The sequence below is a fragment of the Enterococcus pseudoavium NBRC 100491 genome (genome assembly GCF_001544295.1).
GTDB classification, from domain to species: domain Bacteria; phylum Bacillota; class Bacilli; order Lactobacillales; family Enterococcaceae; genus Enterococcus_A; species Enterococcus_A pseudoavium.
On record NZ_BCQF01000005.1, the window covers coordinates 109,931 to 121,532 of the forward strand.

Genomic DNA, 11,602 nt, shown 5'->3' on the forward strand with positions numbered 1-11,602 from the left:
ACCTAAAATTCATTTCATTTGAAATATTCTAATTTTTTAAGAACTCATGTTTATGAAAATTATAGATGGAAATCCTCTGATTTCAAATATTTCTTCATGCCTTCTTGAACACTAAAGTTTGCTTGATAGCCTAGACTTTTTAATCTAGCAATGTCAGAAACTGAATCTTTAATATCGCCATCTCTTTCTGCTTCGTGTTTGATTGGCAAGGTTATCTCTAATGTTTCATCAATTACTGCTATCAATTCTTTAAGAGTAATTGCGCTACCTGTTCCAACATTGAATTGCTTTCCTAGGGCTTCCTCTTTGGTCGCAACAAGGAGTAAAGCTTGGATCACATCTTCAATAAAAACAAAGTCGCGAGATTGTGAACCATCACCAAATAATGTGAATTCTGTAGCTAATCCATTTTGAAGCTTTTTATAACGGTCTACTAAAATCGAGATTACTCCGCTGTAAGGTGATTCTGGATTTTGATTAGGTCCATAAACATTGAAAAAACGTACGGCGCTAGTATTTACGCCATAAAGATGATTGTAGTCCAACACATATTGTTCTGCTGCAAACTTATCGACCGCATAAGGTGTCAGCGGACGAATCACTGACTCTTCTTTCTTGGGCAATGTTGGTTCATCCCCATAGACTGCTGCCGAAGAACTGAAGACTAACCGTTTCATATCTTTTTGATGCGCTCTAATTAATTCTAGTAACATCAGAACACTCTCAAAATTGATTTGATGTGTTTCAACTGGCCGTTCTACCGAATCCGCCACACTTGCAATGGCTGCCAAATGGAAAATATAGTCGAACGAATTGTTGGAAAGTACATCCGTCATTAGTTCCCTGTCTGTAACAGAACCCTTAATAAACTTCAGGTTCGAATTTTTGTTTAAGTTTTCTTCTTTTCCCATCGATAGGTCATCGATTACGATGACAGAATTTTCTTTCGATAAATAATTAGCTAACGTTGAACCGATGAAACCGGCACCGCCAGTGATTAAATTGTTCATGAGTTCTCCTTCCCTTTCACCTTAGCTATCGGTAAGCGCTTTTCTTAATTGAGTACTACTCGTTCCTTTAGTATAATCAAAATAAATAATTTGCACATCTTTATCTTCGAAATACTTTTCATAAGTATCAAAACGCTCAGTTCCTTTATAGTCACTTCCAACAAACAGATAATGATAGTTAATTTCTTCCCAAACATCCATATCTTCTGGTTTTGATTCGATTACTTCATCAACAAACTTTATTGCTTTTAGTATTTCAACTCTTTCATCAAAAGAAATGAACGTTTCTTTTCCCTTATGAGAGGCATCTCTATGAACACCTACAACTAAATAATCACAATATTGTTTGGCTTTTCTTATCAAATTTAAATGACCCACATGAAATAAATCGAATGTTCCACTTAGATACCCAATTTTAACTTGAGGGACATTATTTAGCCTCCCCGAATCTATCTTATAATTGTAACTTTCCACACCAAAAGTGTGTGGATCTTTTTGATAGCGCTCTATAACATCTCCATAAACATCAATATCAGGAATAAAAAGCGTTTCGCGATTAAACATTTGTTTAAGTATAAAATCTGCTAATAGGTTTATTTGATCTAAATCAGTCGAACCACCGTTAAAGCTTGTACCCTTAATTGATCCTGGTGATACGTTAAGAATTCTATTTTGGCTGCCAGATTCCTCAATTTCAATATTAACACTTTCAATAAAACGAGTAATCCCTGCTTTACTAGCACTATACACAGAAAACAAAGGAGACGAGATCATTCCTGCAATACTTCCCATTATAAGACAATAAAAGTCATCATTAGAAATAATTCTCTTATAAAATTTTCTTATAATGCGAATTGGCGAGATCTCATTTACAGAAATTCCATTCCTTATTTCAACATCTTCAAAAGTCTCGAATTTCGAGACTCTACCAAAACCAGCAGTAATTACAAGCGTGTCTACTTTATCAACTAAGGAATCAAATTTACTAAAATCGTCCTCAACTAAATTGAACTGAGTAAACTTGATTTTCTCAGATGATAAAGAAGGATCTTTTCTATCAAAAACATAAATCTTAGAATAATCTTGTTCAAGTAATTGTTTCACTATAGCAAGACCAATACCATTACTACCTCCGACAACAAGTGCTGTTTTCACAAAAAAACCCCTCTCTATTTTGCTTTTCTTCTTATTAATTTTAAAAAGGAGAAAATTAAATCTTTATTTATAAATAAAAATAGTAACCAAATTAGAAACTCAAGCATAATTAATTTAAAATCATCAAAAATGAAAATTAAAGCAATTTGAATAAAAATTACAATATGGTAGGAAAGCAATGTTTTAATATTGACAGCGAATTTTATAAACTTTCGAGTATCATATATCCGAATTAACCAACCAACAAAAAGACTAACCATAGCCGCTATCCCAACACCTATTAAACCAAATATAGAAATACAAACATAATTTAGAATGATACTAATCACACCAGAAACAATAGAGGTGTTCATTAGGCCGCGAGTTTTCTTTTCAGCAATATAAAATTGTCCATAAAACCCAATAAAAGCTGAATAAATCGAAGACAATAACAGTAGTGGCGTTACAGTCCAACTGATATAATAAGCATCTGCAACAAAATGTCGAATGAAGAATTTCAATACAATCATTACACTACTAGCACAAAAAAAGAGTAAAAAAGCATAATATTTGAAAGTTGTTTCATGAAATGCTTCCCTATTTTTTGATTCTCTCTCATCTACTAAAGATATTTGCCATGCCTGTGAAAAGACTGACTGCATCATAGATATTAATGATGGGATTTTACTTGCCACTGCATAAATACCATTGTAGCTTATTCCCATCAAAAATAGAATAAAATACCTACTCGAACTATTAACAAACCACCACAAAACATCGTTTGGAATTGTAGGTAACGAAAAATAGATTAACTCTTTCATAAAAGATTTATTTATAAGCTCAAATTTGAATAATTTAAAGTATGGAGTGGTAAGTGTCAGATATAGTAATGATACAATTTCTGCAATTATCAGTGAAAGAAGATACCCATTTAAGCCCAAATGGAAGTACATTAATAAGCAAATATTTGCCAATCCAATTGAAAATGTTTTAAGCATTCCATTTAAAGCAAAAACCTTAACTTGGCCATTTCCTCGAGCAAATTGCGCCATCACTTGTGTCAATATTTGTAACAATAGCAAGGCCGCAAATAATGTAACTGAACCTTCAAATAGTCCAATCATTTTCAGTAGCGGGGTAATGATGATTCCTATCAATAAGCTTCCCAAAGTTAAAACGATAGAATTTGAAACAACAACTGCATTATCAATATCCTTTTCTAGTGCATAGCGCAGAACTCCTACACCGATGCCAAATGAAACCATAGGTAACAAAAGGCTGATGGTGGTCGTTATTAATTCAACAGTTCCATATTCTTGAGTTGTTAAATAATAGGTATATAAAGGAACCATTATAAAAGATATCAGCTTGCTCCCTAAATTTCCAGCAGCAAAAACAGCTGAATTGCCTACTAGTTTTTTATATTTTCCCACAAAAATTCCACCTTTAATTGTCTATTTCTTAGACAAATGATAATTTCTTCCCAAAAATAGCCAGAAAAGTAACGAACCTATAGAGTTCACCATAACGATATCATTTAAGAAGAACGCAGAAGCAGCTATTGCTAAAACAATCTGAGCATTCAATCCGAAATTATTTTTAAAAAATAAATTCATTTTTCCATAAGCATTTATAACAACCATAGTGAAACTTCTTATGAAAAAGAAGAATATTGGAATTGAACCAGCTAAACCTGTAGAAGTAATAATATTTACATACGTATTATGTGTATATTTTTGTGTTTTTGCAATAAATGTGGTAGGTAATACTTCTTTTGCATATTCAAAAATCCCTTTTGGTGATGTTCCAAATAAAATATTAGTTTTGAAAAGTTCAAAACCACTTTTCCAAAGACCAAGTCTTCCATTTGAAACATCTGAATTATTCTCAACATCGCCTCTTTCAAGGCTGATTTTCCCAACATCCTTTTCAGGAATCCCTTTTAATATTTTATGTTCTTCATTAAATAAAAGTGCCGGGAGTAGGGAAAGAATTTCTTTAAAGCCCTCTAACAGTACATACGAAATAATTACAACTATACATGCAGAAATCAAACTACCTAGCCATTTATATAATTTTTTCTTTTTGATCCAAATATTTAAGTTCAATATATTTGAAAAAGAAAAAACGAAAATAGACAGTAAAAGAACGATTAAACCAGTTCGTGATCCAGATAGTTGAATATATGCAAGTTGAAAAAGAATTGCTAAATACGAAAAAAAGGATTGCATTTTCCCTTTTTTTATTTTTAATGAATAAACTATCAATAATATTACAACTACGGAAACAGTCGAGCTAAAATTTGGATCTTCAAAAACACCGAACAATCTTGCATCAAAAAAACCTATTCTTAAAAATCTTGCACGATTGGTTAAATGAACAGCATAGCCAAATCTAGATACGAACATTCCCAAAGAAATTGTTGTAAGGATTGTCCACACAAGTACCAATAAATTGCTGATATTTTTTATTATTCTCTCAGATTGAATATTGTCCTTCCCAATTTGAAAAACAACCAGCAAATATATTGCTTGCCAAACTAACAATTTCAAATTGCTAAATAGAGCAAATCGATAATTAAATACTATACTTAAAAATAAACCTACCAGAAAAATAACCAGCCATATATTATAAGTGTTTGCTTTCTTTTTTAACACTATCAATATAAACTCTGTTGCTATTAATAGAAAACCATAAATTGCACCAATACCAAAAATAATTTGATCGAATCGAGGATTAATGAGACTATACGGTCCAATTGATCTACATATTACTAAGAAAAATAAATAGTAAATGAAATATTCTTGGAATTTTTGTAATGTCTTTTCTTCTTTTAAAATATTGTTTTTATTATTCATTTTTTACCTAACTCTCTATCTGTTTAAGTATGATATTTCCAATATCTTCACTGGCGTGTCCTGATTCAATCACATTATGTTGTTTTTTGAACCTTCTTACTTTTTTTAAATATTTATCGTTATTAAAGTCAGTAATTTGTTTTTCAAGTTCAGATTCATTCTTAGAAATCGGAAACGGCAAATCTAAAAGATCCATCAAAAGACCTCTGTCTTTCATATATTCATCATAGTCATAGGCATAAATAAAGCATTTCTTTTCAGCTACCATCATTTCACCAATCGTTGAAGAATAATCAGTAATCAATGTGTCAACGGCACAAAGTAATTCTTGCATGTCATCGTAGCTAGAAGCATCAATAACCCTATCTCCAAAACTAGTATCTTTGAAAATTCTTTCTTTACTCTTTGTATCATTTGGATGAAGTCTGACTAACATCACATATTCTTTATCGAATTTTTTTGATAAAAACGAAACCACATTTTTCAACAATTGAGAATCAATTTTTAAATCATAACTTTGTCTAAAAGTTGGTGCATACATTACAATCTTTTTATCTTTTGATATGTTATAGAAACTATAAACTTTATCAATAACTTCAGGTTTTGGATTTACGATAATATCATTTCTTGGAATACCTTTTCTATAAAGTGGACCATCATACCAAAAAGTATATGGAACATCTTTAATCATATCTGAACTTTCAAATATCAATAAATCACACATTTCAGAATCTTTGATTGCTCTTTTTACATATCGAGGAGGCAATTTATCTGCAACGTTCCTCTCAATATTTTTTAATGAAAACCCTGCATGCCATGTTTGAATATAATACTGGCCTTTTCTTTTATTGATAGAAAAATTTTTTCTAACATTATCAATCCATATTTTAGCTGTATACATTTCAAACAAAGATTTGAACGTACGGTTTTTGACATACCTTATTCCTTCTGGAAAATCCTTTTCAGGCGCCGAAACATATTGTGGCTCATATAGCCAGACTATATCTAATGATTTATTAGTAGAAAGTAAGTAATTGCATATATACTTTGCATTATCACCGTAACCTTTTCCCCAATAATTATCGACAACAATCTTATTTTTTTTGATTGGAAAGAATCGAAGTATTGGATAACAAAAATAAAATAAGCCATAAATTCGCACCCGTATACTACCTTTATTTATAATCTCAAAAATTCTTTTAATTTTCTTTTTCATAAAATCATTCCGTTTCTAATTACTTTTTTGGACGAATCTATTCATTATATATGGAAACGGCTTGTACAACTTCAAATTTATTTTCAACAATCTTAAAGCAATTTTACGGTTTCTTGAGAAATAAGGATTGTTCAAAATAAACGTACTATTTTCTCTAAGAAAATTTACAATATCTTTAGTATTTGTTGTTTCGCGTTCCTTATTTGCTAATAATATCTTGTCCAAAACAAAAAAATAAGAAAAGCATACTCTTCTCAGACCTAAATATTCTAGGTTTGGGAAAAACTCCTTAATTTTATCATAATTTAGAGTCCAAGCTTCTATATAATCTAAATCTCGAGTGCTATAGGATAAAGTTGTTATACTATCTGCTCGATGATAATAATTATACTGAGGTATTGTATCAACAAATATCGTTGAACATTTTCTCAAAATATCAACTATAATATAAGAATCCTCATATGCCTTCCCAACTGGATATTTGATGTTTTTAAATATTGATCTTTTATATAGCTTAGATACAGCATATACATTAATTTTCTTCCCCATTAACATTAATTCCAATGTTTCTTCTGAATTAAGCAACATTTTTTCTCTACCAACATCAATTGATATCTTTCCATCATAAATATCTCTCACACCGGTTATTGACAAATCAGCATCATTTTCAATCATATTATCATATAAGATCTTCAACATTGATTTATCAACAAAATCGTCACTATCGATGAAAGTTATAAAATTACCATGTGCATGTTCTATTCCATAATTTCTAGCCGATGATAACCCACCATTTTTTTTATGATAAACACTAATTCGAGAATCTTTTTTTGCGTATTCCTCACAGATATTTCCACTCTTATCCTTGGAACCATCATTAATAAGAAGAAGTTCAAAATCCTTAAAGCTTTGAATCAAAATCGAATCTACACATTTTGATAAAAGATCTTCCACATTATACACCGGAACAATTACTGAAATAGCAACCATAAAATCCTCCTACTAAATTCCCTTACCTAGTACTAACGAATATATTTTTTTGTAAAGCTTGCTGTTAACAAAAAGTATAATCAGTCCTATTTTTTTTGAAATACTTACTTTTGAACAACCAAATACTCCAAAAAAATGACTACTTATATCTGTTCTAAGTTTTTTCAAAAATTCTTTTTTATTTTGATTATCTGCACAACTTATTTTAAAGCCCGTAGATAAAAAACCATCCACAAGTTTATCCACAGCTAAATATTTTAATTCTGGATAATCACTTTTAATATATTCCAATAATTTTATTCGCTGCAATACATTATCATATTGAGAGATACTAAATTGCTGGTTAACAATGCTATTTGGGTTTGAATAATAGAAAATCCCTATTTTGTCACTGAAGATAATTTTTTTCGCCTTTTTAAAAAGTAAATATGTAGGTATCACGTCTTCATAAAGATGGCCTTCGGGATACCGAATTTCCTTAAAAAGCGAGTGTCTATAAATTTTATTCCAAGCATAAAAATCTACAGCCTTTTCTAAAAATAATTTTTTTATTGCCTCTTCTTTTATAGAACAGATTTCATTTGTAAAAACTAACTCTTTGCTCTTTTCTTGAGAACCTTTTCGTAATCCAAAAACAAAGATATCTCCATTATCATTATTCAACTTCTTAATGGCCTCTTCAAAAAAAGATTCAGTATAATAATCATCACTATCAATAAATGTAATGTACTCCCCTTGTGCTTGGATAATACCAACATTTCTCGCTGAAGATAGGCCGCCATTTTCCTTATGAATAACATTTACAAATTTATGTTTTTTTTCCAAATCATCACATATATACTGACTGCCATCTGTAGAACCATCATCCACTAAAATTATTTCAATTTTTTCTAAATTTTGATTAACAATACTTTCTACTGCTCTACATAAAGTCTCCTTTACATTATAAACTGGAACAATCACTGATAAATCAATTTTATTTTCTGAGTTTACTTTCATAAATTTGACCCCTAATTCTATTTGGTAATAGGCTCACCACTACATGGGCTGAGCAAGAAACAAAATAATCTGTAAAAGACCCTAAACCCGCTCGGTAAATTGCAGTACGGCCTCTCAATCCATTAACAAAATATTTTTTCCCGCCCCGACGAGCATACATATCCTCACCCGTTCGAGCATAAACTAAAGATTCTTGAACATTTTTACCCTTATATCCTGCCTTTAGCAATCTTACCCAAAGATAATAGTCTTCAAATCCCATCATCGGTTGGTAGTTTCCCACATTAAGAATTGCTGATTTTTTGAACATGACTGTCATATGATTAAAAGGATTGCGCTTTTTTGAAAACTTCCGAATCTCCTCGTTTGATTCTGGAACAATTCTTCTACCCACGATCTTTTGAGGCGAGTCATAAAATTCATCTATATTGGAGCCCACAATCGTTAGTTCTGGATCATCAACAAACTCTGCATATTGTTTTTCAATTCGCTCAGGAAGCATGATATCGTCCGTATCCATCCGAGCAATTAATTCGTATTTACATGCTTCGACACCAATAGCCAAAGCCTTTCCCAAACCAACATTTTCTTTTAAAGGGACTAAGTTGATTAATTCCGGATTATTTGTTTGACAATCATCAATTACTTTTTGCAAGTCAGAGGTGATTGGACCATCAAGAACTAACACAATTTCTTTTACTGGCAATGTTTGAGTTACAACACTCTTCAATGCCTCTTTAAAAAACTCTGGTTTTTCCTTAATATATACAGACATTAATAAACTAATATCGACATTACTCAAAAAAGGACACTCCTTCTATCGAAAAATTTTCTCTTTCGGAAAATCCATGTCATCTAGTGACGTACACAGTTCGCCTTCTTCTAAACCTTGCGAAGATACTTTATCAAATAAAATCTTTATCGTTTGCAACAAAATCTTTAAATCCAACATCACTGAATATTTCTTAATATACAATAAATCAAATTTTAACTTACTATTATAGTCAGAGGCGTATTTTCCGTAAACCTGTGCATAGCCAGTAATCCCTGCCCGCACATTGTGGCGCAAATAGTAATAGGGATTTTCTTGGTTGAATTGCTCAACAAAGAAGGGCCGCTCTGGTCGTGGGCCAATAATCGACATATCGCCTTTTAGCACATTGATTAATTGAGGCAACTCATCAAACCGAACCGCACGAATAAATTTTCCAACTGGTGTCACTCGGGCATCGTTGCTTTTTGCTAAAACGGGACCAGATTTTGATTCAGCAGTCGCACTCATAGAACGGAACTTATAAATTGGAAATTCTTTTTGATCTTTTGTAATCCGAATTTGTTTATAAATAATCGGACCTGGTGACGTTGTCTTTACTAAGATGGCAGTGATTAACATGAATGGTGAAGCAATCACTAATAAGATTAACGAAACAACAATATCAAACACTCGTTTAAGCATTGCATCTTCTGAAGGAATCCGAAATCCGGATGATTCAATAATACTCTCATCTTCAAAGTTCATAATATTCGGGTTGATTGTCACTAAGTTTTCAAAGGTGGTGTTTAAAAACAGCTTTTTCTCTTTTTTGGTAACTAGCTGATAAATTTTGATTTTTTCAGCTTCCTCAATTTCTGATGCTAAATAAACGATATCAACATCATCAATAATCTCAACTAAATGATCATAGAAGTGATCCAGCACAACCGATTCCACTTTATGCTTATTATTTTTTTGAGAGCCAAAATTTTGAATTGCGGGTGCAACCTCTTTTTCAAATCCCAAAATCGTTACTTTTTTATCCGAACTTAATTTCATATAGGCTTTATAGATAATCGTACGATAAATGATCAATAGAACCGTCCCAAGTAAAAAAGAAATCAAAATAACCGTTCTTGGAAAAGCAAACCAACGTCCAGCAAAAGTGATGATCATAATGCCTAATGCTGTCAAAAACTGTCCGATAACCGTCACGAAAACAATATCACTTACAATGCGGTTATAAAAAACATAAGTTCCTAATAAGACATTTAAAATAATAAAGAATAATGAGATAAATAAGGCGGAACTTTCAAACGTTTCAAAATTTCTTGCGGGAATTTCTCCACCAAATTTTAGCCAAAAACTAAAATAGACCGAGATATTATATACGACGACGTCTAGCAAAACAATAAAAAAGCGACGAGCCGCATTCCATTCACCACTTTTATTCATACAAACACTCCTAATCCACGAAATAATCCATTACACATCTTACCATACCCCCTAAAAAAAGAGTAGCTTTCCTAAAAAAAGTAATAAAAAAGAAAAGAACAAAAAGTGGTCAAACAAGTTAGTTTGACCGCTTTTTGTTCTGTGAATATCTATCTTTTATTTAATATTCTTGAAGAAAATTTAAAAAGATTCTAGTGATTATTTTAATCTTGTGGGAACAGGTAGACCTTTGAATAGGGCGTTCCAGAATAGATGTGTGAAATTTTATTCCCATCGATTACTTGATGCCAAAATCGATTTTCATTAGAACGGTTCCCCCAGAAAATGCCAATGTGACAGTCATAAGAAGGATCCGTAAAAACTGCCTCTAAATAAATGAGATCACCTTTTTGAGCTTTTCCGCTTCTTAACAATGCATCAATTGAGCTGAATGAATAGTATTCCGTATTGCGCGTTAAGGCATCCCGCCAATTATAAGCATTAACATAGCCACCGTATCCTTGAGTGATACCGGAAATTCGACTCAAGTTGCCACCGCTTCGACGAGTCACACAAGCTACAAAGCCTGTACAATTCATGCCTGGACCATAGGGATTTGCTATCCCATTTGGTACAAGAAACATTTCCGGATTATTAAAGCCCGTCAGTCGGAAGGGCGTTCCTAAATAGAAACGATCATTTTGGTGTGCATTCAGTTCATTAACGACACGTTGTCTAGTGGTCCCAAGATAGTGAGCTACGCCCCTACGTTCTCTAACAGCCCCACTATTCACGTAGCCAAACCATTTCCCATTAGAATCATACAAGGAATAATAAGTCGAGCCGTTCATATGCTTATAATACCATTTGACTTGATACGTCTTATTAATTACAGAATTTGTTCGTGCTTTTTCCTTCCAGTTGAAATTATTCCAAATGGAGTAACCACTTTTGATGACCAGAACGGATTTATTCATTGCAAAACCAGTCCCTTGTGCACCAGTAGCTTTAGAACCATCTCGCTCGTTTAAATACCCTTGCCACTTGCCTTTATTATCATAAATAGACAAATATTTTGAGCCGTTGAAATGGTTGTAGTAGCCCGTTGCTCGATACGTTCGTTGATACAGACTCTTTGTCGAGTTCCCGCTTTTAAAACCAAAATCATTCCAAATCGTTCCACTATTTTTAGTGATCGTTACATATT

Annotated in this window: 9 protein-coding genes and 1 pseudogene; all 10 read right to left on the reverse strand. The window is 32.1% G+C overall.

What is annotated here, in order from left to right:
* Window positions 1-59 precede the first annotated feature (59 nt).
* On the reverse strand, window positions 60-1,010 hold the full coding sequence (locus EP1_RS04140; protein WP_067623895.1) for an NAD-dependent epimerase/dehydratase family protein: 951 nt from the start codon (window positions 1,008-1,010) through the stop codon (window positions 60-62).
* A 21-nt stretch (window positions 1,011-1,031) separates the two neighbouring features.
* Window positions 1,032-2,165, reverse strand: a complete 1,134-nt coding sequence (locus EP1_RS04145) for an SDR family NAD(P)-dependent oxidoreductase (protein ID WP_067623899.1) — start codon at window positions 2,163-2,165, stop codon at window positions 1,032-1,034.
* Between the two features lie 14 nt (window positions 2,166-2,179).
* Complete coding sequence (locus tag EP1_RS04150) at window positions 2,180-3,577, reverse strand: lipopolysaccharide biosynthesis protein (RefSeq protein ID WP_083507485.1); 1,398 nt, start codon at window positions 3,575-3,577, stop codon at window positions 2,180-2,182.
* A 21-nt stretch (window positions 3,578-3,598) separates the two neighbouring features.
* A complete protein-coding gene (locus EP1_RS04155; RefSeq protein ID WP_067623907.1) occupies window positions 3,599-5,002 on the reverse strand; it encodes an O-antigen ligase family protein in 1,404 nt (467 codons plus the stop codon).
* Window positions 5,003-5,009: 7 nt separating this feature from the next.
* Window positions 5,010-6,218, reverse strand: a complete 1,209-nt coding sequence (locus EP1_RS04160; protein WP_067623910.1) for a CDP-glycerol glycerophosphotransferase family protein — start codon at window positions 6,216-6,218, stop codon at window positions 5,010-5,012.
* A 15-nt stretch (window positions 6,219-6,233) separates the two neighbouring features.
* Entirely contained in the window at window positions 6,234-7,208 is a 975-nt protein-coding gene (locus EP1_RS04165; protein WP_067623914.1) for a glycosyltransferase family 2 protein, read from the reverse strand.
* A gap of 12 nt (window positions 7,209-7,220) precedes the next feature.
* Window positions 7,221-8,207, reverse strand: coding sequence for a glycosyltransferase family 2 protein (locus EP1_RS04170; RefSeq protein ID WP_067623918.1), 987 nt, complete (start codon window positions 8,205-8,207; stop codon window positions 7,221-7,223).
* Window positions 8,185-9,009, reverse strand: coding sequence for a glycosyltransferase (locus tag EP1_RS04175; protein WP_067623921.1), 825 nt, complete (start codon window positions 9,007-9,009; stop codon window positions 8,185-8,187). The genes EP1_RS04170 and EP1_RS04175 overlap by 23 nt, the downstream gene beginning before the upstream one ends.
* 15 nt (window positions 9,010-9,024) lie before the next feature.
* Window positions 9,025-10,416, reverse strand: coding sequence for a sugar transferase (locus EP1_RS04180; RefSeq protein ID WP_067623925.1), 1,392 nt, complete (start codon window positions 10,414-10,416; stop codon window positions 9,025-9,027).
* Window positions 10,417-10,619: 203 nt separating this feature from the next.
* Window positions 10,620-11,602: pseudogene (locus EP1_RS13495) on the reverse strand (hypothetical protein); the annotation flags it as partial.

What these genes read in the sequence shown, in the direction of transcription:
- EP1_RS04140 (WP_067623895.1), bottom strand. Translation starts at nt 1,010, where the DNA reads ATGAACAATTTAATCACTGGCGGTGCCGGTTTCATCGGTTCAACGTTA.
- EP1_RS04155 (WP_067623907.1), bottom strand. Translation starts at nt 5,002, where the DNA reads ATGAATAATAAAAACAATATTTTAAAAGAAGAAAAGACATTACAAAAA.
- EP1_RS04160 (WP_067623910.1), bottom strand. Translation starts at nt 6,218, where the DNA reads ATGAAAAAGAAAATTAAAAGAATTTTTGAGATTATAAATAAAGGTAGT.
- EP1_RS04165 (WP_067623914.1), bottom strand. Translation starts at nt 7,208, where the DNA reads ATGGTTGCTATTTCAGTAATTGTTCCGGTGTATAATGTGGAAGATCTT.
- EP1_RS04170 (WP_067623918.1), bottom strand. Translation starts at nt 8,207, where the DNA reads ATGAAAGTAAACTCAGAAAATAAAATTGATTTATCAGTGATTGTTCCA.
- EP1_RS04180 (WP_067623925.1), bottom strand. Translation starts at nt 10,416, where the DNA reads ATGAATAAAAGTGGTGAATGGAATGCGGCTCGTCGCTTTTTTATTGTT.